Here is a 25,398-nt window from a genome sequence, read left to right as displayed (position 1 = left end):
GTCCTCTCTGGAAAAGGTTTAGCGTTTGTAGGTCGGTGTGACGAAGGGCAGGTCGCTGACGGTGATCGGCAGATATTTGCCGCGCACCTCGGCGTAGACGAGCGTGCCTGGCGCAGCGTGGGAGACCGGCACGTATCCCATGGCGACGGGGCCTTCGACGCTGGGACCGAAGCCGCCCGAAGTGACTTCGCCGATTTCGACCTTGCCCTCAGCATCGGCATAGAGCTTGGCATGGCCGCGCACCGGCGCCTTGCCTTCCGGCTTCAGGCCGACGCGGCGGCGCGCGGCGCCGTTTTCGAGTTCGGACAGGATGCGGCCGGAGCCCGGGAAGCCGCCGGCGCGCGCACCGTTGCCGCGCCTTGCCTTCTGCATGGCCCATTCCAGCGCTGCCTCGACCGGCGAGGTGGTCGTATCGATGTCGTTGCCATAGAGGCAGAGACCGGCTTCGAGGCGCAGCGAATCGCGGGCGCCGAGGCCGATCGGCTGGACATCGGGATGTTCGAGCAACCGCATGGTGACATCTTCGGCCTTGTCTGATGGAATCGAGATCTCGAAGCCGTCCTCGCCGCTATAGCCGGAGCGCGAGACCAGACAGGAAACATCGTGCAGGCGGCAGTGGCGCACGTCCATGAATTTCATTGCCGCGACATCGGCCCAGAGTTCGGCAAGAACCTCGACCGCGCGTGGTCCCTGCAGCGCGATCAAGGCGCGGTCGAGGACGGTGACATCGCACTGGTCGCCGATATGGGCCTTGAGATGGGCTATATCGGCTTCCTTGCAGGCGGCATTTACGACGACGAAAAGGTGGTCGTCGAGATGGGTGATCATCAGGTCGTCGAGAATGCAGCCGGTATCGTCGGTGAAGAAGCCGTAGCGCTGGCGGCCTTCGGCAAGGCCAAGGATATCGACCGGCACCAGGCTTTCGAGCGCTAGCGCCGCATCTTCGTAGCTGCCCGATTTCGCCTTCACGATGACCTGGCCCATATGGGAGACATCGAAGAGACCGGCTTCGGCGCGGGTGTGAAGATGTTCCTTCATCACGCCGGCGGGATATTGCACCGGCATGTCATAGCCCGCGAACGGCACCATGCGGGCGCCAAGCGAAAGATGCAGGGCATGCAGCGGGGTTTTCTTCAGGGCAGCAGTATCGTCCAAAAGACGCCTCCGGGGTTTGCGCCTTCCCCAGAAGGCGCGGGCTCAAATCTGAAGGCGCGGTTGCGCACTTCTCTCCTGAGCCCCCTCTGTCCCTGTGCCTGAGATTGTTATCCCTTCGGCGAGCGTTTCGAGAACGCTTCTCTCCAGAGTTCCGTCTGCCCCTTGCTGGTCCTTTTGCCTGAGAGTTTCCGGGGCGGTTGCTCCTTCGGCACCGGCAAAAAACGCACCGGCTTCTCCCAACAAGGTTGGCGCAATTATCCGGTGGGTGCAGCACTTGGCAAGACCAAATGTCGTGACCGGGCAAATTTTTGTCGTCTTATTCCCAGCAAGCGTTGATCTCAGGCAAATCTGCTTTTGCATTCCGTGCTAAAACCGGCTATCGCGGCCGTCTGTTGAAGGGGATCTCATGCGGCAGACCGGACTGAAAGCGACGCTCTTCCTGCGCATGCTTTGCGCATTGAGCCTGCTTTTGCTCGGCCTTGCCCATCAGGCGCCGCAGGCTGTCGCTGCCGAAGGCTACGATGCCGCGGCCTATGTGCTGCCCGACGGCACCTTCGCCTCGCTCTGCGTCACCGTCAAGGATGCCGACGGCAAGACCATCGCCTTCAAGCCGAATTGCGAAGCCTGCCGGCTGTCGGCCTCCACCATCCTGCCGACGCCGGATGCGGACTCTTGGCTCGAGCGCGAACTCGCTGCGCTGATCAACGCGCCGATCGAAACATCGGCCGTTTCAGGCGCAAGCTCCGTCTGGCGGCCGAATTCGCGCGCGCCTCCCGTTCTCGTCTGATCTTCCTCCACCGCCTATGATTCAGCATGCCGGTCCGCCCGAGAAAGTCCGCGGCCGGCGAGGAGATATCCGATGAAGACTATCAAGACTTTTGGCAAGACATTCGGCAAAACGCTAGGGCTTGCCGCCCTTCTTTCCGCAACCGCCATTGCCGGCGCCGAGGCCCATGTGAGCTTCCTCGACAAGCAAGCGACGCAGGACAGCACCATTCTCGCCACGCTGCAGGTGCCGCACGGCTGCGACGGCAAGGCGACCACGGAAGTGCGGGTCAAGCTGCCGGAAGGCTTCGTCTTCGCCAAACCGCAACCGAAAGCCGGCTGGGAGCTCGAGGTGATCAAGGGCGACTATCAGAAGACCTACGACAATCACGGCGACAAGGTGAACAAGGGCGCGATCGAAGTGCGCTGGAAGAACGGCAATCTCGCCGACGATTTCTACGACACTTTCGTCATCCAGGGGAAAGTATCAGGCGTCGAGGCCGGCACTTCGCTCGCCTTTCCGGTGACACAGATGTGCGGCGATATGGTCACGGCCTGGGACCAGGTGGCAAAAGAAGGCGGCGATGCGCATGGGCTGAAAAGCCCGGCACCGCTTTTGAAGGTCGTGGCCGGCGAAGACCACGGTCACGACCATGAGGATATGGCCGGCATGGACATGTCCGGTATGAACATGAGCGGGACGGCGGGCATGGGCGCTGCTACACCGGCTGGCGAAACGGTCAAGGCCGGCGATCTCGAAATCTCCGGCGGGTTCGCCAAGGCAATGCTGCCCGGCCAGCCGGTCGGCGGCGGCTTTTTCACGGTGAAAAACAACGGCAAGACGGACGATCGCTTGCTGTCGGTGACGTCGCCTTTATCAGGCGAGGTTCAGATCCACGAGATGGAGACCAAGGATAACGTCATGCGGATGCGCCAGCTGAAGGACGGTGTCGCCATCGCCGCGGGCGAGACGATCAAGCTTGAGCCCGGCAACCTGCATCTGATGTTCCAGAAGGTGAAGACGCCGTTCAAGCAGGGCGACACGGTGCCTGTGACGCTGACCTTCGAAAAGGCCGGCAAAGTCGATCTGGTCCTGCAGGTGCTCTCCGCCCAGGGCAAGTGAGAGCAGCGATTCAAAGTGCTACAGCGGCGCTGTCGATGAAACAGAACAGCCCGCGACTGTCATCGCGGTCGCGGGCTTTCGTTTGGAAGGCGATCGCCTCAGAAATCTTCGTAGGATCGCAGCGCCTGTTTCAGGCCGGCCTGCGGCTGGCGGTTGCCTTTGGTCATCAGGTCGAGTGCCACTTCGGTCGACTGGATGATGCTGGAGGGCTCGTCTATTTCCTCAGTGCCTTCGGCCTTCAACTGCCGGTCGGCAACGCGCCGTGCGTCGCGCGCCGCAGTGCTCGTCGCGACACGCTGCGGGATTCGCAGCGACTCGAAAGCAATGGCGGCGGTATTGGCCGATACGGACAGGAGCTGGGTCATGCCAGTCACCGTATCGGCATGATCTTGGTGCCTTCATAAGAAAATCATTGGCATTTTACAAAATGGTAAGAATTCATATGAGCTCGATTGGAATCACTTTCACAACGCGGTAAATCCGGCTCATGATCCAGGCTCTCCTTGTCGCCTTCGGCGGCGCTATCGGTTCCGTTCTCAGGTATTATGTCGGCCGGTGGGCGCTGAGACTGATGGGGCCGGCATTCCCCTGGGGCACGCTTGCCGTCAATGTCGTCGGCTGCTTCGTCATCGGCGTCTTCGCCGAGCTGATCGCGCGGAAGTTCAACGCCTCGGTGGAATTGCGCCTCCTGCTGATCACCGGCTTCCTTGGCGGCTTCACTACCTTCTCGGCCTTCTCGCTGGACGCCATCTCGCTGTTCGAGCGCGGCGAGACCGTCGTCGGCGGTATTTATATTGCTGCGAGCGTCGGATTTTCGATGGCGGCCGTCATCGCCGGGCTCGCCACCATGCGTGCTTTGGCCTGATTTCGATTCCGGTTTCCGTTTTGCGTGAAAATGCTCTAAAGGCTGCGGCAAGAACGCGGGCTCGGCCTGCGCTGCAATTTTCCGAAAGATTTCTTATGGCTGGCATAGAACATATCAAGATTGAACCTGACGAAGCGGGCATGCGGCTCGATCGCTGGTTCAAGGTGCACTTTCCGGGGCTCGGCTTCGGTCCGTTGCAGAAGCTATTGCGCTCCGGCCAGGTGCGCGTCGACGGCGGACGTGTCAAATCGGATGCGCGCGTGCAGCCTGGCCAGACGGTGCGCGTGCCGCCGCTCGACGTCGATGCGAAGCTGAAATCCGGACCGATCGCCGGCAAGGATCTCAAGCATTCGACGGATTTCGAGCTGCTCTCGCGTATGGTGCTGCATGAGGACGAAAAGGTAATCGTGCTCAACAAGCCTCCTGGTCTTGCGGTGCAGGGCGGCTCGGGTGTGGCCAGGCATATCGACCAGATGCTCGAAGCCTGGACGAGCCCGAAGGGCGAGAAGCCGCGGCTCGTTCACCGTCTCGACCGCGACACATCGGGTGTTCTCGTCATCGCCCGCACGCGCGGCGCAGCACAGAAACTGACGGCCGCCTTCCGCGAGCGCGATACCAAGAAGACCTACTGGGCGCTGGTCAAGGGTGTGCCGCGCAAACACGAGGACAAGATCTCGACCTGGCTTGTCAAGGAGCCGACGATCGACGGCGACCGCATGCGGATCGCCAAACACGGCGAGGACGGAGCAGATCACGCCGTTTCCTTCTATCGCGTGCTCGAAACCGCCGCCCAGAACCTCGCCTGGTTGGAGATGGAACCCTATACCGGCCGTACCCATCAGCTGCGTGTGCACGCGCTGCATATCGGCCATCCGATCATCGGCGACCCGAAATATTTCGACGACGATCCGAATTGGGATTTTCCAGGCGGCGTTCAGAAGAAGCTGCATCTGCACGCACGTCGCATCGACATCCCGCACCCCTCCGGCGGGCGCCTGCGCGTCACCGCGCCGCTGCCGTCGCATATGGTGCAGACCTGGAACCTTCTCGGCCTCGACCTCGCCGGTGCTGAAAGAGACGCCGAATGAAACTGGCGCTTTTTGATTGCGACGGCACACTGGTCGATAGCGCCGGTCTGATCCACGAAACCATGCTCAGGACCTTCGACAAGTTCGGCAAGCCGGAACCGCGCTTTGAAGATACCAAGGCCATTATCGGCCTGTCCCTCGATATTGCGATTGCCCGCATGCTGGGCAGGCCGCATGTTGTGCAGGAAGACATCGACATGACGGCGCATTACAAATCGCTGTTCTCGATTGTGCGTCAGGATCTCGATTACAAAGAGCCGCTGTTTCCCGGCATCGGCGAGATGATCGGCGCGATCATCGGGCGCGACGACCTGCTGATCGGCGCGGTCACGGGTAAATCCCGCCGCGGGCTCGAGCTCGTGATGGAGACGCATGGTTTCGACAAGCATTTCATCGTCGCACGCACCGCCGACGATTGCCCCTCCAAACCGCATCCGGCCATGGTGACGGAATGCTGCGATGAGACCGGTATGAATGCTGCCGACACCATTGTCATCGGCGATGCGGTTTACGATATGCAGATGGCCAAGGCTGCCGGCGCCAAGGCGATCGGCGTTGCCTGGGGCTATGCCAGCGTGGATGAGCTGATCGCCAACGGCGCTGATGCGATCGCCTACCATCCGAACGAGATATTGCGTCATTTTTCCTGAGGTGAGCCCATGCGCGATTTGCTGAACGACCTTTCCGAAGGCCTGAGCCATCCCGATCCCATCCGCCGCGCGCAGATCCAGATGAAGAAGCCGCTACCGAAGCGTTTCTATACCGATGTCGCCGTCACCGAGCACGAGGGCGGTTTTGCGATTACGCTCGACGGCAAGATGGTGCGCACACCGGCGCGGCAGGTTCTCGCCGTGCCGACCGAGGCGCTGGCGCGGCTTGTCGCTGCCGAATGGCAGGCGCAGGGCGAGGAGATCAATCCTATGAGCATGCCGGTGACGCGGCTCGTCAACACCGCACTCGACGGCGTTGCCGCCAATGCGCAGGCGATCTTCGAAGATATTCTGCGCTTTTCCTCCAGCGACCTCATCTGCTACCGGGCCGAGGAGCCGGAACTGCTGGTCGCGCGCCAGGCCGAGCGCTGGGATCCGGTGATCGACTGGGCGGCGAATGATCTCGGCGCCCGGTTCATCCTCGTCGAAGGGGTGATGCCGCATGAGCAGCCGCGCGAGGCGACGGCCGCCTTCGCCGTCACACTCGCGAGATATGATAACCCGATGGCACTTGCCGCGCTCCACACAGTCACCACGCTGACCGGCTCGGCGATCCTGGCGCTCGCCTTGGCCGAGGGCCGGGTGACGGTGGAGGAGGCCTGGTCGCTGGCCCATCTCGACGAAGACTGGACGATCGAGCATTGGGGCAGCGACGAGGAAGCCGAGCAGCGGCGTGCCAAGCGCTTTGCCGAGTTCAAAGCCGCAGCGGATGTTTTTTTCGCCCTAAGCGCCTGAAACATATTGCCTTCCAATGCATTATGACGAAGTCTGCGACTCCAACGGGGTGGTGCGGGATTTTGCAATGAATTGGCTGAGGTCGTGTTTTTGCCGGGCGACACTCATCTGTGTCGCGCTCACGGCCTGCGGCAGCCTCTCGGCCACCAAGCCGGCGGCGCCGGTCTATGATGTGCGCAGCGCCGTCGTTCTCTCCGGCCCTAACATGCCGGCCGAGCTGCTTTCCGGCATCAACGACCGCGTCAACGCGGCGATCAACGCTACCGTGCGCGACACCGTGCTGCCGCGGGTGGTGCTGACGATCCGCGTGGTTTCCGTCCAGAAGGGCCTCGGCTTCCAGAAGGACCGCAACGTCGCCAAGATCAGCATCGATGCGGCCTCGGTCGAAGACGGCTCGGTCATCGCCGTCAGTGCCTTCGACGTGACCAGCATCGCCGCCGATCCCAAGCTTGCCGACGAGATTCTGGCCGAGGACGTCGCGGCAAGGATACGCTCGGTTTTCTCACTCAGCGGGCGCGGCGCTAAATAATTGGAGCATGATGTTGCCCGAAAACCGCTCACACTCTTCGGCATCATGCTCTAGCGCATAATCTAACCGCCGGATTGCCGCCCGCAGCGGCGAGGGAGATCGCATGAAGGAAATTCTCGAGGAACTGGAACGGCGCCGGGGCATTGCCCGCCTCGGCGGCGGCGAGGCGCGTATCGACGCCCAGCACAAGCGCGGCAAGCTGACGGCGCGCGAGCGCATCGACCTCTTCCTCGACGAAGGCTCGTTTGAGGAGTTCGACATGTTCGTCGAACACCGCTCCACCGATTTCGGCATGGATAAGAGCCGTATTGCCGGCGACGGCGTCGTCACCGGCTGGGGCACGGTCAACGGCCGAACGGTGTTCGTCTTTGCCAAGGACTTCACCGTGTTCGGCGGCTCGCTATCGGAAGCGCATGCCGAGAAGATCATGAAGGTGCAGGACATGGCGCTGAAGAACCGCGCGCCGATCGTCGGTATCTATGATGCGGGCGGCGCCCGTATCCAGGAGGGCGTGGCGGCTCTCGGCGGTTATGCGGAGGTATTCCAGCGCAATGTGCTCGCCTCCGGCGTCATACCGCAGATCTCGGTGATCATGGGTCCCTGCGCCGGCGGCGATGTCTATTCGCCTGCCATGACCGATTTCATCTTCATGGTGCGGGACACCTCCTACATGTTCGTTACCGGTCCCGATGTGGTGAAAACCGTCACCAACGAGACGGTGACGGCGGAAGAACTCGGGGGCGCTATCGTGCATACGGTTCGCTCGTCGATTGCCGACGGCGCCTACGACAATGATGTCGAAACCTTGCTGCAGGTGCGCCGGCTGATCGATTTCCTGCCGCTTTCGAATACCGCGCCGCTGCCCGAGATCGAATGCTATCAGTCGGTGACGGAGGTCGACATGTCACTCGATACGCTGGTGCCGGCGAGCTCCAACAAGCCTTACGACATCAAGGAACTGATCCGGAAGGTGGCGGACGAGGGGGATTTCTTCGAGATCCAGGCGAGCTTTGCCAAAAACATTGTCTGCGGCTTCGGCCGCGTCGAAGGCTCCACCGTCGGTGTCGTCGCCAACCAGCCGATGGTGCTGGCCGGCGTTCTCGACAGCGACGCCTCGCGCAAGGCGGCCCGGTTCGTGCGCTTCTGCGATTGCTTCAACATTCCGATCGTCACCTTCGTCGACGTGCCGGGCTTCCTGCCGGGGACGGCGCAGGAATATGGCGGCCTCATCAAGCACGGCGCCAAGCTGCTCTTTGCCTATGCCGAGGCGACGGTGCCGAAGCTCACCGTCATCACCCGCAAGGCCTTCGGCGGCGCCTATGACGTGATGGCGTCAAAGCATCTTCGCGGCGACCTCAACTATGCCTGGCCGACGGCGCAGATCGCCGTGATGGGCGCCAGGGGTGCTGTCGAGATCATCTTCCGCAAGGATATCGCCGATCCCGAAAAGATCGCCGCGCATACGAAAATGTATGAGGACCGGTTTCTCTCGCCCTTCGTCGCCGCCGAGCGCGGTTATGTCGATGAGGTGATCATGCCGCACTCGACCCGCCGGCGGCTGGCGCGCGGTCTAAAGATGCTGCGCAACAAGGATCTCGCCAATCCGTGGAAGAAACACGACAACATTCCGCTTTGACGGCTGGCCGACGAATAAAACTGTCCGCTCAGGTGTTTAGCTGTCGAAAAAGTGAACGGCCGTCAGCGATCCGTGTGTTCAATCCCTGCGGGGGACAGGCTAACGCTCGACTCTCATTGTTTTAAAGGAGAGGTTTAATGTCAACTTTCGAGCGTCTTTCTGCCTATCGCCCCTATGGGCTGGCCGCTCTCAGAATCATCACCGCGCTGCTGTTCATCGAACACGGCACGATGAAGCTTTTCGCTTTCCCGGCTGCGCAGATGGCCGGCCCGTTGCCGCCGCTGATGCTTTTCGCCGCCCTTCTTGAGCTGATCGGCGGTATCCTCATTCTCGTCGGCCTGCTGACGCGGCCTGTCGCCTTCCTGCTGGCCGGCGAAATGGCGGTCGCCTATTTCATGGCGCATGCCCCGAACAGCTTCTTCCCGGCCGTCAACCAGGGCGACGCCGCGATCCTGTTCTGCTTCGTTTTCCTCTACCTGTTCTTCTCCGGTCCCGGCGCTTTTGCCGTCGATAACCGCAAGGCAGCCTGAACGATACACTGAGGGGCGTCGGCGACGCCCCTCAACCTCACATTAGGCGGTAAGCTTGAGACCGGCGATGCCGGCGACGATCAGCGTGATGCAGGCAAGGCGGGAGACACTTGCCGCATCACCAAGCAGCCAGATGCCGAGACATACGGTGCCGACCGTGCCTATGCCGGTCCAGACCGCATAGGCGGTGCCGATCGGCAGATGCTTCACCGCCAGGCCGAGCAGCACGATGCTGATGACCATCGATATGACGGTGAGCGCCGTCGGCAGCGGCCGGGTGAAGCCATCGGTATATTTAAGGCCGATTGCCCAACCACATTCGAAAAGACCAGCGAGAAATAGCAGAAACCAGGCCATGCGACTCTCCTTGTTGAAGAGCGAGGCCGTCCCCGCGACAGTTGCATCCTGGAGGATGCCGCAGTCGTCTGCGATGAAGCCTATATGCGTGAGGAAGCGGCGGTGTTCAAGATCGGAATCGGCATAGCTGCCATGCCGGCCGCTTCCTGCCGCTTACAGCGCCGCGCGTCTTTCAGACGTGCAAAGGACGCTATCGCACCTTTAGTTGCTGCATCACGGCTGCCCGTCAGCCTCCGCGGCAAGGCTTTTGGCGCGGCGGCAGAGGCGATCGAAGGTTTCGAGGAAGCGTGAGCGGTCTTTCGGGTTGAAGGCGGCGTTGTAGCCCTTGCTCTCGCCGGTTTCGCGCAGGTGCGCGCCGAGATCGCGCATGGCGCTTGCCATGCCGATATTGGTCTCGTCGAAGACGCGCCCTGTGGGTCCGCTGACGAAGGCGCCGGTCGCGACGCAGCGCACGGCGAGCGGCACATCTGCGGTGACAACGACGTCGCCCGTGCCGGCGCGTTCGGCGATCCAGTTGTCGGCGGCATCGAAGGCGTTGGAGACGATGATGTTGCGGATCATCGGATCGCGCGAGGGGCGCAGACCGGAATTGGCAACGAAGGTGACTTCGAGGCCGTGACGTTCGGCCACCTTCAGGATTTCCGGTTTTACCGGGCAGGCATCGGCGTCGACATAGATCAAAGGCTGTCTACCTCACTTCAGAGCATGATGCCGAAAAGTGTGCGCGGTTTTCGGCAGACATCACGCTCTAATTCTTTGATTTAGATCCGGACCTAAAAACTTCCGGATCCAATGCCAACGGCTGATACGCGCGGTTTACTCACGAGTCCAGATTTCGCTCGAAACCTTTTCCGAGCCGCCATAGGTCCAGACACCCTGCCAGCTGCCGTCCGGCTGCTCGAAATACATGGCGATGCCGAAATTCTCCTTGGAGACGTAACCGACGGAGATCGCCGTGTCCTCGTCGCTTGCCGGTCCCATTTCGAAACGATCGCCGCTGAATTTTGCGCCGAGGCCGGTGCCGATCGACTCGTTCTTGCCGATCATCCAGTCGACGATATAGGTCTCGCCGTTGCGAAGCACCTTGACGGTGCCCTGATACTCGCTGCCGTCCTCGCTGGTGCCGGCGACCTTGTAGGAACCTGTGGGGTCCGCAAGTGCGATGGCGGGCAGTAACACAAATGCGCATGCCGAAATAACAGTCCGAAAGATCATAGGGTCCCCTTTGCCAAAGCATGAGTGCCAAGCACCGAAGCGGTAACATGAAAGGGCTTCACACTTGGTGAAGCCCTTTGCAGATCCGGTCCGTTATTTTTGGGGTAGCGAGCAGTTTTACTTCAAGCCCGCAGTCTTTATGGCAGTGTTTAGTACAAGACCACGCAGCGGATGCTCTTGCCCTGGTGCATCAGCTCGATGCTTCTGTTGATGTCTTCAAGCGGCGTCGTTGTGGGTGATTATCGGCTCGGTTTGGCTCTTACCTCGCAAGTACCAGGCGACGATCTTCGGCAGTCGGCCGGTGACAAGATGGAGATCTCCTGGCCGGCGCCGGCCTGCCGATGACCACTGACTTGGCTAAGCCCCGACGCGAAGGTCGACGAACTCGGCTCAAGCGAAAACGGCCAATCGCCCGGTCTCTTCCTCTCAGGCGAATTCCATGATCACGGCATCGACGGCCAGGCTTTCGCCGGCTGCGGCATTGATCTTCGAGACGACGAGATCGCGGTCGGCGCGCAGCACGTTCTCCATCTTCATCGCTTCGACGATCGCAAGCGTCTCACCGGCCTTGACCTCCTGGCCCTCGGCAACTGCGATGGCGACGACGAGGCCGGGCATCGGGCAGAGCAGGAGCTTGGAGGTATCGGGCGGCAGCTTTACCGGCATCAGCCTGTCGAGTTCGGCATGACGCGGCGAAAAGGCCTTGGCAATCACCGAAAGCCCCTGCCAGTCGATACGCAACCCGTTTAGAACGGGGCGAATCTGCGCGGCAATGTCGCGACCTCCGACCTTGCCGCTCCAGACCGGGTCGCCCGGTCTCCAATCGGTGACAACGCTGTTGTTCTCGCCCTCGATCGCGATGTCCATATCGAAGGGGATGGTGACGAGACCGTCGAGCAATCGTGCCGCGACGTACTTGTCGCCGATCTTGACCATCCAATCTTCGCGCAACGCGCCCGATGCGGCGCGCAGGCGATCGGCGAAACGTTCGCGGCGGTTCGTCTCAATCAGCGAAGCGGAGAGGGCAATGCTCGCAAGCACGGCTTCTTCCGCCGGGTCCGGTTTCATTGGCGCAAAACCATCGGGATATTCCTCGGCGATGAAGCCGGTGGACAGCCGGCCTTCGCGCCAGCGCGGATGTTTCATCAGAGCCGACAGGAAAGGAACATTGTGCTCGATGCCATCGACGACGAAGCCGTCGAGCGCCCGGCCCATGGCGTCGATCGCCTCAAGCCGTGTCGGCGCCCAGGTGCAGAGCTTGGCGATCATCGGATCGTAATACATCGAAATCTCGGCACCCTCGAAGACGCCGGTATCGTTGCGGAGGACGACATTGCCGGTCCTGCCTTCCGCCGGCGGGCGGTAGCGCGTCAGGCGGCCGATCGAGGGCAGGAAGTTGCGGTAAGGATCTTCTGCGTAGAGCCGGCTCTCGATCGCCCAGCCATCGAGCCTGATGTCCTCCTGGGCGAGGGGAAGGGGCTCTCCCGCTGCGACCCGGATCATCTGCTCGACAAGATCGATGCCGGTGATGAGTTCGGTTACGGGATGTTCGACCTGCAGGCGGGTGTTCATTTCGAGGAAATAGAAATTGCGGTCGCGGTCGATGATGAATTCGACCGTGCCGGCGCTCTGGTAGTCGACGGCCTTGGCCAGCGCCACCGATTGCTCGCCCATCGCCTTGCGGGTGGTTTCATCGAGGAAGGGCGAGGGCGCCTCTTCCGCCACCTTCTGGTTTCGCCGCTGGATCGAGCATTCACGTTCGCCGAGGTAGACGACGTTGCCATGCGCGTCGGCCAGCACCTGGATCTCGATATGGCGGGGTTCGACGACGAACTTCTCGATGAAGACGCGGTCGTCGCCGAAGGAGCTTTTCGCCTCGGAGCGGGCACGCTCGAAGCCGTCGCGCACTTCTGCCTGGTTCCATGCAATGCGCATGCCCTTGCCGCCGCCACCAGCCGACGCCTTGATCATGACGGGATAACCGATCCCGCCAGCGATCACCTCCGCATGGGCCGCATCCTCGATGATGCCAAGATGGCCAGGCACTGTGGATACACCGGCGGCATTGGCGAATTTCTTCGATTCGATCTTGTCGCCCATCGCCATGATGGCCTTCGGCTTCGGGCCGATGAAGACGACGCCCTGTTTTTCCAGTTCGGCGCAGAAGGAGGCGCGTTCGGACAGGAAGCCGTAACCGGGATGCACCGCCTCGGCGCCCGTCGCCTTGCAGGCCGCGATGATCTTTTCGGCAGCCAGATAACTCTCCGACGCTGCGGCCGGGCCGATATGAACAGCCTCGTCGGCCATCTCGACATGCAGCGCGTCCCGATCCGCATCCGAATAGACCGCGACGGTCAGAATGCCCATGCGGCGTGCAGTCTTGATCACGCGGCAGGCGATTTCGCCGCGATTCGCGATCAGGATTTTCTTGAACATCGAGACTCCACCCAGAAATGCATCCCGGAGTTTTACGCATAAAACACCGGAACGCACAATCAGGCTTGCGGAGCGTCAGCCGACAGCGGCTTCCGAGACGGGTTCCTCGTCGACGATGCGCAGCCAGCGGCTGCGCCGCGGCTCGGCATATTCGCGCAGCTTGACGGCGGCCATGATCCCCGCCCAGTGCGGATGATTGGCGCAGTCCAGCGTTGCTTGCTCGATCTGCTGGAGCACGCCATATTCGACCGACGAGACGGGGATAACGCCGCCTTCGGCGACGCTTCTGAAGATGCGCATCGCGAAATCGATGTCCTGGCGGGTGATGCCCCGGCGATCGACGGCACGCGACAGCTTGTAGCCACCGATATTGTCGGTGATCGCCAGGCGGAGCTGATCGAGGGTGAGCGCTCTCAACTCGCCCGGGACATCGGCCGAGATCTCCATGACGTGAAGAATGAGCTCGAGTTCCAGCGCCGAGTTGACGACACCATCGGTCGTAAACATGCGCATGATCCAGGCGACGTTGATTTCATCAAGCGAGCCTTGCGGATAGGTGTAGTGAACGATGAAGCCGGCGAGCTGCTCCACGAAAAAAGCGTTCCACGCGGCACATTTTTCAGGGCAGGAATTATTGAGTGCCAACATCGCCACGACATCGTCGGATGTCCGGATGCCCTCCGGAAAAGCATGTTTGCGCAGCAGCACTATATCTTCGGCCGTCAGCCGATGCTTGCCGGCCACCACACAGGCCGGAAAAGCGAGACGAAATTCGCTCATGTTTTAACTCCAGGCTTCATCATGAAACCGGAGACAATTTTAGCGCCGGCGAATTGACGATCCCTCAAGAAGAGGAGTTAACCCGACATTCCCGAGGTCAGGAAGATTTTAACGATTGCGCCTGCAGCCGCTCGCGCCAGATGATGAAGAGGCCAGAGGCAACGATGACGAAGATGCCGATCCATTTGGAAAAGCTCGGGAAATCGTTGAACAGCGCATAGCCGAGAACGGTCGCCGAGATGATCTCGAAGTACTGGAACGGCGCAAGCAGCGACAGCGGCGCGAGCCGGAAGGCCCGGACCACCAGCATATGCGCATATCCCGAGATCGAGCCGAGGGCGAGAAGCAGGACAAGGCCGAGCATGGACGAGGGCAGGGAGACGGTAAAATCGGCATTGCCGGAACTGCTGCCGACGAGAAGGGCAGCCGCCATGAAGACCGTTCCGCCGATGCCGGCCATTGTCTGCATGGTCAGCGGCGAATCGGCCTCGCCGATGGCGCGGTTGAGGAAGAGATAGAGCGAGAACAGAAAGGCGCAGGCGACCGGCAGCAGCGCCTTCAAGCCGAAAATTTCGTAGCTTGGCTGAATGACGATCATCGCGCCGGCGAAACCGACGACGATCGCTGTCCAGCGCCGCCAGCCGACCTTGTCGCCGAGAAACAGCGCCGACAGGGCGGTCAGCATGAAGGGCTCGACGAAATAGATGGCGAAGACATCGGCGAGCGGCATGTATTTGACGGCGACGAAGAACAGCAGGCTTGCAGCACCGTGCAGCACACCGCGCAGCAGGTTCATCCATGGCCGTTTGGCCGAGAGCGCCTTCAGCCCGAAAAGGGCGAAAAGAATCGGCAGGGTGCAGGCAATCTGGAAGAAGAATCGGTAGAAGGTCACCTGACCCGGCGACATCGCCTCGAAGGTCGCCATATATTTGGCGATCGCATCCATGGTCGGCAGGATGAGCATGGCGCCGGACATGATGGCCATGCCCTGCAGGGGATTTTGATGGGACGCTGACATGGCCGCTGATTCTTGCGAAGATGACGCCATCAACCATGAGAAGGCCGGGCAATCAAGCCGAGCAATCGCAAATGGCTTCGAGGTGAAAACGAGATCTTCGCTTAGAAGCGTTTCCCCGAAGGGAAATGGTGCGGTCGAGAAGACTCGAACTTCCACGGGTTGCCCCACAGCGACCTCAACGCTGCGCGTCTACCAATTCCGCCACGACCGCATCGTGGTAGGTGCCGATTTGCGTCGGCGGGGCAGCATGTAGCAAAAGCATCTGGGGTGCACAAGGGCGATATGACAGTTTTTTTGAAAACCGGTCACAGCATTTGAATTGGCCCCGAAACGGGTCCATATAGCTGTCCGGCCGCCCCTATTTCACAGGCATTTCGGGGAGAGCGGCAAGGAATGGCCATGCTTCGCACCGATCTCGAATTCTCCATGCTTCCCCAACTCGGCACGCGGCCGGTCCGTTGGCGCATCGCCGATGGCCTCATTCCCTATGAGGAGGCGGTGGAGACGATGGAGCGCGAGGTGGCGGTGATATCAGATGGCGGTGATGAGCTCGTCTGGCTCGTCGAACATCCGCCGCTCTATACTGCCGGCACCAGCGCCAATGCGAGGGATCTCGTCCAGCCGAATCGGTTTCCGGTCTTTGCGACCGGGCGTGGCGGTGAATACACCTATCATGGCCCGGGCCAGCGCGTCGCTTATGTCATGCTCGATCTGAAGAGGCGGCGTCAGGACGTGCGCGCTTTCGTTGCCGCCCTTGAAGATGTCGTCATCCGCACGCTCGACATGATGAATGTGCGCGGTGAGCGACGTGAAGATCGCGTCGGCGTCTGGGTGCGCCGGCCGGAAAAGCCATTGCTGGCCGATGGGACGATGGCCGAGGACAAGATCGCCGCTCTCGGCATAAGGCTGCGGAAATGGGTGACCTTCCACGGACTGTCGCTCAACGTCGATCCCGATCTCGATCATTTCGGCGGCATCGTGCCCTGCGGGATATCGGCCTATGGCGTGACCAGCCTCGTCGATCTTGGCTTGCCGGTGATGATGGCTGATGTCGATATCCGGCTGCGCACCGCCTTCGAAGCGGTTTTCGGCGAAACGGCCGGCGAAACCTGACTGATCGCGATGCTTCGTGGAAGCTTTGGCGGTCGCGTAGCGTTGAGGTCGCTGTCGAGGAACCCTTGGACGTTCGAGTCTTTCTGCCGTCAGGCTCGGCAATCGCTTCACCGTCAGATCTGAGCCAGCGTTTTAACCGATAATTAGCGGCGGAAATATATAGGACATCACAGCAGTGTGAATATGGAAGTCCGAGGACAATGAGAAAAAAAGCAGCGGCAAGCTGGTCGTTCCTCGATGTGTATTTCGTTGTCGATATTATCGAGAAGGTTCTCATCGGTTATTTCTTCGTTGGGATCGTCATGCGTGTCCTGCCGCAGATGCAGGACGATCGCGCGATCATCGACTGCCTGCTGATCGTTTCGGAGGGAGCTGCCGCATTCCTCATCCTGACCCGCCGGCCGACGAGAAATGCGTCGCTACGCTTCTTCGACTGGACGGTTACCGCCATTGGCACGATCTTCCCGCTGCTTGCCGCGCCCTCCGCGACACAGCCGCTAGCGCCGCTCGCATTCTGCGGGACGGTGATGGCGCTCGGTTTCATCTTGCAGATATCGGCAAAGCTGACATTGCGGCGAAGCTTCGGCCTGGTGCCGGCCAATCGCGGCGTCAAGATCGGCGGGCCTTACAAATTTATCCGCCACCCGATGTATGCGGGATATCTGATGACACACATCGGCTTCTTCCTGGCTCATCCGAGCCTTTGGAATTTCGCCATCTATGCGACGGCCCTGGCCGCACAATGTTTCCGCCTCCTGGCGGAAGAAGGTCTGCTCAAGCAGGATCCTGCTTACGAGGCTTTCATGGCCACGACCCGTTACCGGCTCGTTCCATTGGCATTCTAAGACGACATAAAGATGGATTGAAAAGAAAGGGCCGGTTTCCGGCCCTTTCTTTTGTCGGATCCCTTTCTTTTATCGGATCCAGGTCTTCTATCGGTTCAATGCGTCGCGCGGCATGCTTCGGTGCGGGAGGCGCCGCTGTCGGCACCCTTGGTGTGGGAGCCCTTCGGGCCGATCATGCTGTGGCATGGGGGCAGCGGCGTGATGCTGGCCGTTGCGGTCTTGTCGACGGCAGGGGCTGCCATGGCGCTCGGTGCGAAGCCATCGCTGTCATTGGTATAGTCGCTGGAATAGGCCGGGGCCTTGCGGCTGCTGTAATGGACCGGGGCCGGCTTCGACGTCGGGCTCGGCGCGAAGCCGTCGCTGTCGTTCGTGTAGTCATCGGAATAGGTCGGCTGGGCGAAGGCAGCGCCTGCAAGGCTGATGGCGAACAGGGAAGCGGCAAGGGCAAATTTGATGCGCATGGGTCTATCTCCTCAATCTGCTGTTGAATTCCACAACATAAACTAACCCTCGGCAAACACGAGTTCGCGCCCCAATTCAGGCAATTTTGTGATAAAAAGGCGACGCAGCCGCGACCTTTTGTCCAAATGAAATCACAGTGTTATCAACGAAATTGACGTTCGCGTTACAAAAGCTGCCTAAGTAAAACGGCAAAATACGGTGCCTCAAAAGACGTATCCGGCTGCAATCTGAAATTGTTAACTTTTGGTAATGTAACAGGCGGGCGGGAGGCATCGGCGCCTTCCGCCGATTGTCCGTATGCGTGACGTTAGTCCTCGTTCGGGATATGCGCGTCGACACCGGTCAGCTGCAGTTTGTTGCGCACATGATGGACACCGTCGACCGAAAGCGCGGCGAGTTCGACCTTGCGGGCGATGCCGATCGTTTCCACCGACCCTTCCAGGGTGACGACGTGACCGTCTGCATGAACCTCGATGCTGTCGATATCGACATCAGGGATGTTTTCGAGATTGTCGTTCACCCGCGCTTCCAGCTCGTCACTTTCATCGCGGTCGATCGTATCGGCGCGCAGCGAATCCTTCAGGCGGCTCTCGTTGCCGTCCTCATCCGTGCCGTCTATCCGGAAGCCCTTGTTGGGATCGCTGTCGAAATTGGCCGCAGCCTCGCCGTAAGGGCGATTATCCGGGCCGCCGGTGCCGGCGCCGCTGTCATCGGCATAGGGCCAGCCGTCATCGAGGTTGCGTTCTTCGAGGTCGCGATAATCCTCTTCACGGGAAAGCTCAGGCTTTTCCCGCGAAATCGGGGTTTTGTCACCGATCCTTGCCATTGCAGTCGCTCCTTGTTGCTTTTGCTGGAAACGCCGGCGGCGGCGAATGGTTCGGTGCGGACGGCGATTTGTCAGCCGGGATTGTCAGTCGTGATTGTCAGTCGTGATTGTCAACTCTCGGCCTTCTCCCATTTCTTCACGAGACGGTCGCGCTTCAGCCGCGAGAGGCGCTGCAGCCAGAAAATGCCATCGAGTTGGTCGACTTCGTGCTGGATGCAGATGGCAAGGAAATCTTCGGCACCATCCTCGTGCACGGCGCCCTCGGCATCTTGATAGCGGAAGCGGATCGCTCGCGGGCGCGTCACCTCGTCGGTCGCGCCGGGCATGGAGACGCTGCCTTCGGCATGGCTCACCGTCTCCTTCGAAAACCAGGTGATATGAGGATTGACGTAGAGGCGCACGCCGTCGGCCTTGTCGAGTTCCAGCACCATGACACGGTTGAAGACACCGATATGGGCGGCGGTGATGCCGACGCCGGGGGCTGCGCGCATCGTCGCCAGCAGATCGTCGGCAAGTGCTGTGAGCGAGGAATCGAAGGCCGTCACTGGCGCGCAGGCAGTCTTCAGGCCCGGATGTGGATAGCGCAGAATCGGACGGATGGGCATGGGGCAGGCTTCCTCTGCTTGGACGAGCGAGGAAACTATCGCCGGCCGCAGACATTGTCATCACGAAGCACGGTTTGCCGCTTTACGACACGAGTGCTTTTGGGCTAGCAGGAGCCAAGAATTCCGGCTGCGGGAGCCTCGCGCGGGATTCGCTTATCCGCTTGTTGATAATGTGTTTTCGGCCAACATTTGCGAATGCGGCGCGGCAGTCGTTGAAATTCGAACCAGATGCGAGGGCGGCAGATGACGACGACCGATGGGGAAGACCGCATTCGCAGGCGCCCTGATGAAGAGGAAGCCGATATCTACGACGAGGACGGCAATGTCCGCGGCGATTTCCTGGCGCTTGTCGGCGCCGCAATCGCCGATCGTGACACGCTGTTCCTGCGCCAGAACGTCGCCCGCCTGCACGAATCCGAAATAGGCGACCTGCTGGAGGCGATCCAGCCGGATCAGCGCCTGGCGCTGGTGCGCCTGCTCGGCGACGATTTCGACATGACGGCGCTGACCGAAGTCGACGAGGCGATCCGCCGCGAGATCGTCGACCAGATGCCGAACGACCAGATCGCCGCCGCGATCGGCGAGCTCGATTCGGACGACGCCGTCTACATTCTCGAAGACCTCGACAAGGAGGATCGGGAAGAAATCCTCGCCCAGCTGCCGTTCACCGAGCGGGTGCGACTGCGCCGGGCGCTCGATTATCCCGAAAGTTCGGCCGGGCGCCGCATGCAGACGGAATTCGTCGCCGTGCCGCCGTTCTGGACTGTGGGACAGACGATCGACTACATGCGCGACGAGGAGGATCTGCCCTATTCCTTCTCGCAGATCTTCGTCATCGACCCGACCTTCAAGCTGCTCGGCGCCGTTGATCTCGATCAGATCCTGCGCACCAAGCGGCAGACGAAAATCGAGCAGATCATGCGCGAGACGAACCATCCGGTTCCGGCCGAGATGGATCAGGAGGAGGCTGCCCAGCTCTTCGAGCAGTACGACCTTCTCTCGGCCGCCGTCGTTGATGAGAACGGCCGGCTGGTCGGCGTGTTGACCATCGACGACGTCGTCGACGTCATCCACGAGGAGGCGGACGAGGACATCAAGCGCCTCGGCGGCGTCGGCGACGAAGAGCTTTCGGACAATGTGCTCTCGACGGTGCGTTCGCGCTTCCTGTGGCTTTTGATCAACCTTGGCACGGCGATGCTGTCGGCCAGTGTCATCGGGCTGTTTGACGGCTCGATCGAGAAGATGATCGCGCTTGCCGTGCTGATGCCGATCGTCGCCTCGATGGGCGGCAATGCCGGCACGCAGACGATGACGGTGACGGTGCGCGCGCTCGCGACCCGCGATCTCGACATCTACAATGCCGGCCGCATCATCCGCAGGGAGGCGGGCGTCGGCATCCTGAACGGCATCGTCTTCGCGACGATCATGGGCGCCATCGCCGGGATCTGGTTCCAAAGTTACCAGCTCGGTGCGGTGATCGCAGCGGCGATGGTCATCAACCTGATGGCAGCCGCTCTTGCCGGCATCCTTCTGCCGCTGCTGCTCGACAAGATGGGCGCCGACCCGGCGATCGCCTCGTCGGTCTTCGTCACGACGGTGACGGACTGTACCGGCTTCTTCGCCTTTCTCGGCATCGCCACTTGGTGGTTTGGCATCTGAACGGCCAAAAATTGACTATTACGTAAAAGTCAATATTATTGTCTGTCCGACGACGGGGAACACATGCCGGTGAACAAATATTATAGCATAACGGAGTTGACGCGCGAATTCGGGGTCTCGACGCGCACGCTCCGCTTCTATGAGGACGAGGGACTGATCCATCCGGAGCGGCGCGGGCGCACGCGTCTGTTCCGGCAAGCCGACCGGCGCCTCATCGGGGAAATCCTGCGCGGCCGGCGCATCGGTTTCACCATCGCCGAAATCCGCGAGATCATCCAGGTCTACAAGGAGCCGCCGGGCGAACTCGGCCAGCTGAAACTCCTCATGAAGCGCGTCGACGAGAAGCGCGACGACCTGCGCCAGAAGCGCAAGGATATCGACGACACGCTGGCGGAACTTGACGCTATCGAAGAGACCTGCCTCGGCCGCCTCGCCGAAATCGGCGTCACCACTTGAAAAGCGGCTACCGGGCTGCCAACCTCTATTGTGCCTCGACGCTGCATTCGGCGGCGATCGTCTGGACCCGCTCGTCGTTCCGAATATCGATCTCTCCCGCCTGCAGCGGCGTGAACAGGGCTTGAGCCTGCAATTTGTCCAGCGTGCACTGGCAGAAGCCACGGCAAAGCGCTTCGCCTTGCTGCATGACGCAAGAGGCGTTGCATTGCCTTAGGTAAGTCGCGAGCGGATCCGGCGCCTGCGGCGGGACGACGAGGGAAAGCCCGTAGGCGATGCCGATCAACACCGGCTGATGGATGAGATAGAAAGCAAGGCTGTGGCGGCCGAGCCTTGCCGGCCACCAGGAACCGGTGCCAATGGCGGCAAGCCGCTGCGGCAGCCCGGTTTTGATGGCGATCGAGGCAATACTCAATCCAGCGAAGAAGGGCACGGCCCAGGGAAACAGCGGGACGTAGTCGTTAGAGCGTTCCGGCGTCACGGCAAGGCCGATCCAGGCGAGATATCTGGGATCGAAGACGGATGAGCGAAGCAGGCCGGGTGGCCCGAAATTATCGGTGATCCAGGCGGCAAAGAGCGCGAGCGTGGCGATGAGGGCGAAGGCGAGCGGCAGCCTCAAAAAAACGACGCCGATGAGCGTGAGCACCGCGATACAGTGCAGGATGCCGAAATAGATCCACTCGTTCGGCATCGCGATGCGCGTGGCGATCGAGATCAGCGCGGCTGCCGCGGCGATCATGCCGAAGCGCTTCCAGTAGGAGGGCCAGCGAATCCCGGGCGTGCTCGAGAGCACCAGGCTGATGCCGACGATGAAGAGAAAGGTCGTGGCGATCGCCCGGGCATAAATCTTCAGCCAGCCGGTTTCGGCCGTGCCCGGCGCGAGATAGCCCATGAACTCCATGTCCCAGCTGAAATGGTAGCTCGCCATGGCGATCAGCGCGACGCCGCGCGCCGTATCCAATAGACCGATGCGCGGCGGTTTTACCGCCGCATCGGCTTTCGTTGCCGGCAATATCATCAAAGTCCCTCGGGCAAATCATTTCCGCCGCTCGACGGACTATCGCGGCCAATAGCAGAAAGGTGGAGATTTGATGGCGGACCGGCATCCATGATCGCCAGTCGCGCCTGCGAGAAAAATTGCCGGCGTGTCAGCACGAAGATGACGATCGCCGTCGTCATCATGAAGACATAGGGGTTGATGAACCAGCCGAGATAGCCGATCGACAGGAAGATCGCCCTGAGGCCCTCGTTGAAATTGCTGCCGGCAATGACGTTCATGCGGATAACGCGCTCGGCCGCCCGCTCGGCGGCGATGACGTCGCGCTCGCTGTCGCGCATCATCGGGATCGAGCCGAAGAGAATGGTGCAGTAGTTGAACAGTCGATAGGACCAGCCGAACTTGAAGAAGGCGTAGCCGAAAAGCGCTGCCAGCCCACCGACCTTCATCTCGAAGACGGCATGGCCGCCATGGAAGACGAACGGCAGGTCGGCGAAGACGGCATCGACCTTCTCCGTCGCTCCGAGCAAAGCAAAGCAGCTGCCGATCGCGAAGATCGACGTCGAGGCAAAGAAGGCGGTGCCGTTCTGCAGGCCGGCCATGATTTGCGTGTCGATCATCTTCAGGTCGCGGCGCAGCGAATTGTAGATCCACTCCCGGCGCCGTTCGGTCATCGCATGGGTCAGGCTGGTGCGTCCGAAGAAGGTGCGGCCGTGCAGCAGCCAGGAATAGCCCATCCAGACAAAGGCAAAGAAAGTCAGAGCGATATAATCCGCCGTCGTCATCAGTGATTCGGTCTCCGCATGAACGCGACCACTATGCCGCAAGTCGGATTATGCTGCATGGCCGAGTTCGGCGGCTTTACGCGAGTTTGGCCATGCGGCAGTTCGGCATAATCGAGCCGTCGGGAAACGACAAGGCTTGGCGGATAGCCGACCGGCATCTTCTGGGCCTAAATGGAGCAATGCGGTGATCCGTCAGCCTGGGGATTAGGGATGGAACCCAAAGAAGGGGAAAAGGACGGCGCTACCCCTCCCGCGCCTCGATCATCCCCACCCGCGTCGCATGCCGGCCGCCCTCGAAACGAGCGGTCAGGAATGCATCGACGATATCGAGCGCCAGCCCTTCGCCCACGACGCGCACGCCAATCGAAAGCATGTTGGCATCGTTGTGCTGGCGGATCATACGGGCGGAGAATGTGTCTGCGCAGACGCCGCAACGGATGCCCTTTACCTTGTTCGCCGCCATCATGATGCCCTGGCCGGTGCCGCATAGGATGATGCCAAACCGGCAATCGCCGGAGGCGACGAGACGCGCCGCCGCTTGGCCGTGGTGAGGATAGTGTGTGCTCTCCGGCGTTGTCGGTCCGATGTCGACCGCTATCCAGCCTTGCGCCGCGATATGACCGGCAATGGCCTGCCGGAGCTGAATGGCGGCGTGGTCGCTGGAGAGGGCGATGCGGTTGGTGGCTGTCATGGAGAAGTGGTTCCGTTTTCCAAAGCAATTTGCCGTCTTGACGATGCATGCTAGCGCCACACCAGTCTAGAGGTGCGCGAGCAGGGCGCCGTGTTAACCGCTTGTAAAGTCGTGATGGCCAATTGTTCAGGACTGAACCTGAACTCCGAATTCAAAAGTGACCCATGAGTCGGCCGGATTACATCCCGAGTCTCGATGGCCTGCGCGGTGTCGCTGCGCTTCTGGTCGTTCGAGCCCATATTGGCCTTATCTTTCCGATCACAGCTCCGCATCTCGTGACGATGGGCGACGAAGCCGTCGGTCTATTTTTTGCTCTCAGCGGCTTCCTGATGGCTCATCTCTACGGCTCACGGCCGGTCACGAGAGAAAACGTGCTGGATTTTCTGGTGAGCCGCTTTGCCCGCATCTATCCGGTTTACCTGGCGGCCGTCATTCTCGTGGCGATGCTGTCGAGCATGCAAAATCTGGATTTTATTCAGCCGATCGTTAGTGGCACGGACTTTGTACGTCATATCTTTCTTCTCGGCTCGAGTGGTGTTTTCTGGTCGATACCACCCGAGATCCAGTTCTATCTGCTCTTTCCTGTCCTGTGGCTTTGCTTGGCCCAGCCGCACCGCTATAGCGGCATGATTGTGGGCCTGACCGTGGCCGTCGTCGTGGATGGCCTGGTCGAATTGCCAGGCCCGGGAATCCTGCTCGTCTCCAAGCTCCCTTACTTTCTGTTCGGCGCACTTGCCGGAATGATGCATTCCTACTGGAACAGCTGGATTCCATCTGCCCTCACAGGCATTTTAACGCTCGTCGCTCTGGCGGTGTTTTTCACTTATCGGCATATCTTACCCGGCTTTTCCCCGGTATTTTGGAGCCTGCAAAGTGCGGTGGCCGCGGCCGTCATTGTCGGGCTCGTCGCTCGACAGCCTCCCATCGCAGCCCGTGTCCTGGCAGCTGGGCCGGTACGGTTTTTCGGAAAGATCAGCTTTTCACTTTATCTTTTCCATGTCCCCATCATGTTCCTGGCGCGTCTGACTTTTGATGCATTGATGCCGGAACCGGCGCTCATCATGGTGACGCTTTTCGTTGCGGCGGTCGGGGCATGGTTCATCCACGAGACGATCGAGGTTCCAGGCCGACGGTGGCTGATCCAGCTATGGCAGGATAATCGCTCGCGTCTGGTTTGGCGCGAAACTCCAGTTGGCCAAATGAACCGCGCTATCCTCGACCTGCAGGAGATCGAAAAACGCCTGCTGAACGGGGCAACGTCAACCATGGTCGATCAACGACAGATCTCGACGACGTCCACCCCACCGGATGGAGCCGACGGCACGGTCATTCAAGATGATCGCAACGAGAAGCTTCGCGCATAGCGAAGTTTCCGCTCGTCGTCATTGACTTCGTATTGCGCTCAGAGTTCTTGGGCCAGTCCGATGAGAAGCCCTTCAGGCCCGCGGATGTAGCAGAGCCGATACGTGTCTTGATAGTCCACGACTTCGCCTTCGAGCTGCGCGCCGCGCTTACGCAGCCTGTCAAGCGTCTCATTGATGTCATCAACCGTGAACATGACGCGGAGGTAGCCGAGCGCGTTGACCGGGGCGTTGCGGTGATCTGCGACGACAGGCGGCGTGAGGAAGCGGGAGAGCTCGAGCCGGCTATGGCCATCCGGTGTGCGCATCATGGCAATCTCGACATGCTGATTGCCCAGTCCAGTGACACGTCCGGCCCATTCTCCTTCGATCGTGGCTCGCCCTTCGAGCTCGAGGCCGAGCTCGCGAAAGAAATCAATCGTCACTCCGAGGTCTTCGACGACGATTCCTACGTTGTCCATCCGTTTGAGCGCCATGTGTCCAATCTCCCAATCTGCAAGGTTCTAGCATCGACGTCAGCAGGACATTGGGAGTCGGTGCAGACTGTCAAGATAAGGCAACCAGTTCTTCCTCCGCCTAGGCTTCATTGAATGCAGCAGTCATTGGTAAGGCGGACCGCTTGGCTTAACGCATGACCCCGAAAATCGGATTCGATTTTC

Annotated in this window: 29 protein-coding genes, 1 tRNA gene and 1 riboswitch; of the genes, 14 read left to right on the top strand and 16 right to left on the bottom strand. The window is 60.6% G+C overall.

Annotated elements, in window-relative coordinates; translation table 11 throughout:
- Positions 1-18 precede the first annotated feature (18 nt).
- Positions 19-1,155, bottom strand: coding sequence for a glycine cleavage system aminomethyltransferase GcvT (gene gcvT, locus N1937_RS10890; protein WP_260058708.1), 1,137 nt, complete (start codon positions 1,153-1,155; stop codon positions 19-21).
- A 156-nt stretch (positions 1,156-1,311) separates the two neighbouring features.
- Positions 1,312-1,404, bottom strand: a riboswitch (glycine riboswitch).
- Positions 1,405-1,561: 157 nt separating this feature from the next.
- Here gcvT and N1937_RS10885 point away from each other — a divergent pair.
- A complete protein-coding gene (locus tag N1937_RS10885) occupies positions 1,562-1,942 on the top strand; it encodes a hypothetical protein (protein WP_260058707.1) in 381 nt (126 codons plus the stop codon).
- A 72-nt stretch (positions 1,943-2,014) separates the two neighbouring features.
- Positions 2,015-3,043, top strand: a complete 1,029-nt coding sequence (locus N1937_RS10880; protein ID WP_260058705.1) for a DUF1775 domain-containing protein — start codon at positions 2,015-2,017, stop codon at positions 3,041-3,043.
- Positions 3,044-3,141: 98 nt separating this feature from the next.
- Here the strand turns inward: N1937_RS10880 and N1937_RS10875 are convergent, their stop codons facing one another.
- Positions 3,142-3,408 (bottom strand): hypothetical protein, encoded by a 267-nt coding sequence (locus N1937_RS10875; RefSeq protein WP_017964440.1) that lies wholly within the window; start codon positions 3,406-3,408, stop codon positions 3,142-3,144.
- 122 nt (positions 3,409-3,530) lie between these two features.
- On the opposite strand from N1937_RS10875, the gene crcB reads away from it, so the two are divergent.
- From crcB to N1937_RS10840, 7 genes are all read left to right on the top strand, one after another.
- Entirely contained in the window at positions 3,531-3,908 is a 378-nt protein-coding gene (gene crcB, locus N1937_RS10870) for a fluoride efflux transporter CrcB (RefSeq protein ID WP_170261457.1), read from the top strand.
- 95 nt (positions 3,909-4,003) lie between these two features.
- On the top strand, positions 4,004-4,996 hold the full coding sequence (locus N1937_RS10865) for an RluA family pseudouridine synthase (RefSeq protein WP_017964438.1): 993 nt from the start codon (positions 4,004-4,006) through the stop codon (positions 4,994-4,996).
- Entirely contained in the window at positions 4,993-5,646 is a 654-nt protein-coding gene (locus tag N1937_RS10860; RefSeq protein WP_260058703.1) for an HAD-IA family hydrolase, read from the top strand. Before N1937_RS10865 ends, N1937_RS10860 begins: the two co-directional genes overlap by 4 nt.
- A 9-nt stretch (positions 5,647-5,655) precedes the next feature.
- Positions 5,656-6,441 (top strand): ATP12 family chaperone protein, encoded by a 786-nt coding sequence (locus N1937_RS10855; protein ID WP_170261455.1) that lies wholly within the window; start codon positions 5,656-5,658, stop codon positions 6,439-6,441.
- Positions 6,442-6,508: 67 nt separating this feature from the next.
- Positions 6,509-6,970 (top strand): hypothetical protein, encoded by a 462-nt coding sequence (locus tag N1937_RS10850; RefSeq protein WP_170261454.1) that lies wholly within the window; start codon positions 6,509-6,511, stop codon positions 6,968-6,970.
- Positions 6,971-7,073: 103 nt separating this feature from the next.
- Entirely contained in the window at positions 7,074-8,606 is a 1,533-nt protein-coding gene (locus N1937_RS10845; protein WP_170278150.1) for an acyl-CoA carboxylase subunit beta, read from the top strand.
- Positions 8,607-8,743: 137 nt separating this feature from the next.
- A complete protein-coding gene (locus N1937_RS10840; protein WP_003559672.1) occupies positions 8,744-9,136 on the top strand; it encodes a DoxX family protein in 393 nt (130 codons plus the stop codon).
- A gap of 42 nt (positions 9,137-9,178) precedes the next feature.
- On the opposite strand, the gene sugE is transcribed toward N1937_RS10840, so the two are convergent.
- From sugE to N1937_RS10800, 7 genes are all read right to left on the bottom strand, one after another.
- Complete coding sequence (gene sugE, locus N1937_RS10835; protein WP_260058677.1) at positions 9,179-9,493, bottom strand: quaternary ammonium compound efflux SMR transporter SugE; 315 nt, start codon at positions 9,491-9,493, stop codon at positions 9,179-9,181.
- Positions 9,494-9,706: 213 nt separating this feature from the next.
- Positions 9,707-10,174, bottom strand: a complete 468-nt coding sequence (locus N1937_RS10830) for a YaiI/YqxD family protein (protein WP_260058676.1) — start codon at positions 10,172-10,174, stop codon at positions 9,707-9,709.
- A gap of 135 nt (positions 10,175-10,309) precedes the next feature.
- Positions 10,310-10,672: a hypothetical protein gene (locus tag N1937_RS10825; RefSeq protein ID WP_260058674.1), complete on the bottom strand. Its 363-nt coding sequence runs from the start codon at positions 10,670-10,672 to the stop codon at positions 10,310-10,312.
- 462 nt (positions 10,673-11,134) lie between these two features.
- Positions 11,135-13,144: an acetyl-CoA carboxylase biotin carboxylase subunit gene (locus tag N1937_RS10815; protein ID WP_260058672.1), complete on the bottom strand. Its 2,010-nt coding sequence runs from the start codon at positions 13,142-13,144 to the stop codon at positions 11,135-11,137.
- Between the two features lie 75 nt (positions 13,145-13,219).
- The gene (locus N1937_RS10810) at positions 13,220-13,924 is read right to left on the bottom strand and encodes a hypothetical protein (RefSeq protein ID WP_260058671.1); all 705 of its coding nucleotides are present in this window, start codon (positions 13,922-13,924) and stop codon (positions 13,220-13,222) included.
- Positions 13,925-14,021: 97 nt separating this feature from the next.
- Positions 14,022-14,972 (bottom strand): DMT family transporter, encoded by a 951-nt coding sequence (locus N1937_RS10805; protein WP_260059090.1) that lies wholly within the window; start codon positions 14,970-14,972, stop codon positions 14,022-14,024.
- A gap of 96 nt (positions 14,973-15,068) precedes the next feature.
- A tRNA-Leu gene (locus tag N1937_RS10800) sits at positions 15,069-15,153 on the bottom strand.
- Between the two features lie 182 nt (positions 15,154-15,335).
- Here N1937_RS10800 and lipB point away from each other — a divergent pair.
- Both lipB and N1937_RS10790 read left to right on the top strand, forming a co-directional pair.
- Complete coding sequence (gene lipB, locus N1937_RS10795) at positions 15,336-16,055, top strand: lipoyl(octanoyl) transferase LipB (protein ID WP_170261449.1); 720 nt, start codon at positions 15,336-15,338, stop codon at positions 16,053-16,055.
- Positions 16,056-16,255: 200 nt separating this feature from the next.
- Entirely contained in the window at positions 16,256-16,900 is a 645-nt protein-coding gene (locus tag N1937_RS10790) for a methyltransferase family protein (protein ID WP_222294846.1), read from the top strand.
- A 95-nt stretch (positions 16,901-16,995) separates the two neighbouring features.
- Here the strand turns inward: N1937_RS10790 and N1937_RS10785 are convergent, their stop codons facing one another.
- The 3 genes from N1937_RS10785 to N1937_RS10775 all read right to left on the bottom strand — a co-directional run bounded on the left by N1937_RS10785 (position 16,996) and on the right by N1937_RS10775 (position 18,793).
- Positions 16,996-17,361: a hypothetical protein gene (locus N1937_RS10785; protein ID WP_260058669.1), complete on the bottom strand. Its 366-nt coding sequence runs from the start codon at positions 17,359-17,361 to the stop codon at positions 16,996-16,998.
- A 308-nt stretch (positions 17,362-17,669) separates the two neighbouring features.
- On the bottom strand, positions 17,670-18,188 hold the full coding sequence (locus N1937_RS10780; RefSeq protein WP_260058667.1) for a BON domain-containing protein: 519 nt from the start codon (positions 18,186-18,188) through the stop codon (positions 17,670-17,672).
- 110 nt (positions 18,189-18,298) lie between these two features.
- Positions 18,299-18,793, bottom strand: coding sequence for a peptide deformylase (locus N1937_RS10775; RefSeq protein WP_170261446.1), 495 nt, complete (start codon positions 18,791-18,793; stop codon positions 18,299-18,301).
- Between the two features lie 243 nt (positions 18,794-19,036).
- On the opposite strand from N1937_RS10775, the gene mgtE reads away from it, so the two are divergent.
- Positions 19,037-20,452, top strand: a complete 1,416-nt coding sequence (mgtE, locus tag N1937_RS10770) for a magnesium transporter (RefSeq protein ID WP_260058665.1) — start codon at positions 19,037-19,039, stop codon at positions 20,450-20,452.
- Positions 20,453-20,515: 63 nt separating this feature from the next.
- The gene (locus N1937_RS10765; RefSeq protein WP_011652104.1) at positions 20,516-20,908 is read left to right on the top strand and encodes a MerR family transcriptional regulator; all 393 of its coding nucleotides are present in this window, start codon (positions 20,516-20,518) and stop codon (positions 20,906-20,908) included.
- Between the two features lie 25 nt (positions 20,909-20,933).
- Here N1937_RS10765 and N1937_RS10760 read toward each other — a convergent pair whose 3' ends face one another.
- From N1937_RS10760 to rpiB, 3 genes are all read right to left on the bottom strand, one after another.
- Positions 20,934-21,923, bottom strand: a complete 990-nt coding sequence (locus N1937_RS10760; protein ID WP_260058654.1) for a heparan-alpha-glucosaminide N-acetyltransferase — start codon at positions 21,921-21,923, stop codon at positions 20,934-20,936.
- Positions 21,923-22,687 carry a DUF599 domain-containing protein gene (locus tag N1937_RS10755; protein ID WP_017964420.1) on the bottom strand — a complete coding sequence of 255 codons (765 nt, stop codon included), beginning with the start codon at positions 22,685-22,687 and terminating at the stop codon, positions 21,923-21,925. The genes N1937_RS10760 and N1937_RS10755 overlap by 1 nt, the downstream gene beginning before the upstream one ends.
- A gap of 241 nt (positions 22,688-22,928) precedes the next feature.
- Positions 22,929-23,378 (bottom strand): ribose 5-phosphate isomerase B, encoded by a 450-nt coding sequence (gene rpiB, locus N1937_RS10750; RefSeq protein WP_260058652.1) that lies wholly within the window; start codon positions 23,376-23,378, stop codon positions 22,929-22,931.
- 164 nt (positions 23,379-23,542) lie between these two features.
- Between rpiB and N1937_RS10745 the strand changes: the two genes are divergently transcribed.
- Positions 23,543-24,742: an acyltransferase family protein gene (locus N1937_RS10745; RefSeq protein WP_260058651.1), complete on the top strand. Its 1,200-nt coding sequence runs from the start codon at positions 23,543-23,545 to the stop codon at positions 24,740-24,742.
- A 38-nt stretch (positions 24,743-24,780) separates the two neighbouring features.
- On the opposite strand, the gene N1937_RS10740 is transcribed toward N1937_RS10745, so the two are convergent.
- Positions 24,781-25,215 (bottom strand): VOC family protein, encoded by a 435-nt coding sequence (locus N1937_RS10740; RefSeq protein WP_162117104.1) that lies wholly within the window; start codon positions 25,213-25,215, stop codon positions 24,781-24,783.
- Positions 25,216-25,398 lie beyond the last annotated feature (183 nt).

Origin of the sequence: Rhizobium sp. WSM4643, from assembly GCF_025152745.1 — a bacterium.
In the GTDB taxonomy this organism is placed as follows: Bacteria; Pseudomonadota; Alphaproteobacteria; order Rhizobiales; family Rhizobiaceae; genus Rhizobium; species Rhizobium leguminosarum_I.
Note: the sequence above shows the minus strand (reverse complement) of the source record. Positions and strands in the feature narration are given on the sequence as shown.

Bases quoted from the DNA above. Each gene is read 5' to 3' on its own strand.
- N1937_RS10850 (WP_170261454.1), top strand. From the start codon at position 6,509: ATGAATTGGCTGAGGTCGTGTTTTTGCCGGGCGACACTCATCTGTGTC.
- N1937_RS10840 (WP_003559672.1), top strand. From the start codon at position 8,744: ATGTCAACTTTCGAGCGTCTTTCTGCCTATCGCCCCTATGGGCTGGCC.
- N1937_RS10845 (WP_170278150.1), top strand. From the start codon at position 7,074: ATGAAGGAAATTCTCGAGGAACTGGAACGGCGCCGGGGCATTGCCCGC.
- N1937_RS10805 (WP_260059090.1), bottom strand. From the start codon at position 14,972: ATGGCGTCATCTTCGCAAGAATCAGCGGCCATGTCAGCGTCCCATCAA.
- N1937_RS10815 (WP_260058672.1), bottom strand. From the start codon at position 13,144: ATGTTCAAGAAAATCCTGATCGCGAATCGCGGCGAAATCGCCTGCCGC.
- N1937_RS10865 (WP_017964438.1), top strand. From the start codon at position 4,004: ATGGCTGGCATAGAACATATCAAGATTGAACCTGACGAAGCGGGCATG.
- lipB (WP_170261449.1), top strand. From the start codon at position 15,336: ATGGCCATGCTTCGCACCGATCTCGAATTCTCCATGCTTCCCCAACTC.
- N1937_RS10875 (WP_017964440.1), bottom strand. From the start codon at position 3,408: ATGACCCAGCTCCTGTCCGTATCGGCCAATACCGCCGCCATTGCTTTC.
- N1937_RS10760 (WP_260058654.1), bottom strand. From the start codon at position 21,923: ATGATATTGCCGGCAACGAAAGCCGATGCGGCGGTAAAACCGCCGCGC.
- N1937_RS10855 (WP_170261455.1), top strand. From the start codon at position 5,656: ATGCGCGATTTGCTGAACGACCTTTCCGAAGGCCTGAGCCATCCCGAT.
- N1937_RS10775 (WP_170261446.1), bottom strand. From the start codon at position 18,793: ATGCCCATCCGTCCGATTCTGCGCTATCCACATCCGGGCCTGAAGACT.
- N1937_RS10755 (WP_017964420.1), bottom strand. From the start codon at position 22,687: ATGACGACGGCGGATTATATCGCTCTGACTTTCTTTGCCTTTGTCTGG.
- N1937_RS10785 (WP_260058669.1), bottom strand. From the start codon at position 17,361: ATGCGCATCAAATTTGCCCTTGCCGCTTCCCTGTTCGCCATCAGCCTT.
- N1937_RS10765 (WP_011652104.1), top strand. From the start codon at position 20,516: ATGCCGGTGAACAAATATTATAGCATAACGGAGTTGACGCGCGAATTC.
- N1937_RS10885 (WP_260058707.1), top strand. From the start codon at position 1,562: ATGCGGCAGACCGGACTGAAAGCGACGCTCTTCCTGCGCATGCTTTGC.
- N1937_RS10790 (WP_222294846.1), top strand. From the start codon at position 16,256: ATGAGAAAAAAAGCAGCGGCAAGCTGGTCGTTCCTCGATGTGTATTTC.
- N1937_RS10880 (WP_260058705.1), top strand. From the start codon at position 2,015: ATGAAGACTATCAAGACTTTTGGCAAGACATTCGGCAAAACGCTAGGG.
- N1937_RS10745 (WP_260058651.1), top strand. From the start codon at position 23,543: ATGAGTCGGCCGGATTACATCCCGAGTCTCGATGGCCTGCGCGGTGTC.
- sugE (WP_260058677.1), bottom strand. From the start codon at position 9,493: ATGGCCTGGTTTCTGCTATTTCTCGCTGGTCTTTTCGAATGTGGTTGG.
- mgtE (WP_260058665.1), top strand. From the start codon at position 19,037: ATGACGACGACCGATGGGGAAGACCGCATTCGCAGGCGCCCTGATGAA.
- N1937_RS10860 (WP_260058703.1), top strand. From the start codon at position 4,993: ATGAAACTGGCGCTTTTTGATTGCGACGGCACACTGGTCGATAGCGCC.
- N1937_RS10740 (WP_162117104.1), bottom strand. From the start codon at position 25,215: ATGGCGCTCAAACGGATGGACAACGTAGGAATCGTCGTCGAAGACCTC.
- N1937_RS10810 (WP_260058671.1), bottom strand. From the start codon at position 13,924: ATGAGCGAATTTCGTCTCGCTTTTCCGGCCTGTGTGGTGGCCGGCAAG.
- N1937_RS10780 (WP_260058667.1), bottom strand. From the start codon at position 18,188: ATGGCAAGGATCGGTGACAAAACCCCGATTTCGCGGGAAAAGCCTGAG.
- crcB (WP_170261457.1), top strand. From the start codon at position 3,531: ATGATCCAGGCTCTCCTTGTCGCCTTCGGCGGCGCTATCGGTTCCGTT.
- rpiB (WP_260058652.1), bottom strand. From the start codon at position 23,378: ATGACAGCCACCAACCGCATCGCCCTCTCCAGCGACCACGCCGCCATT.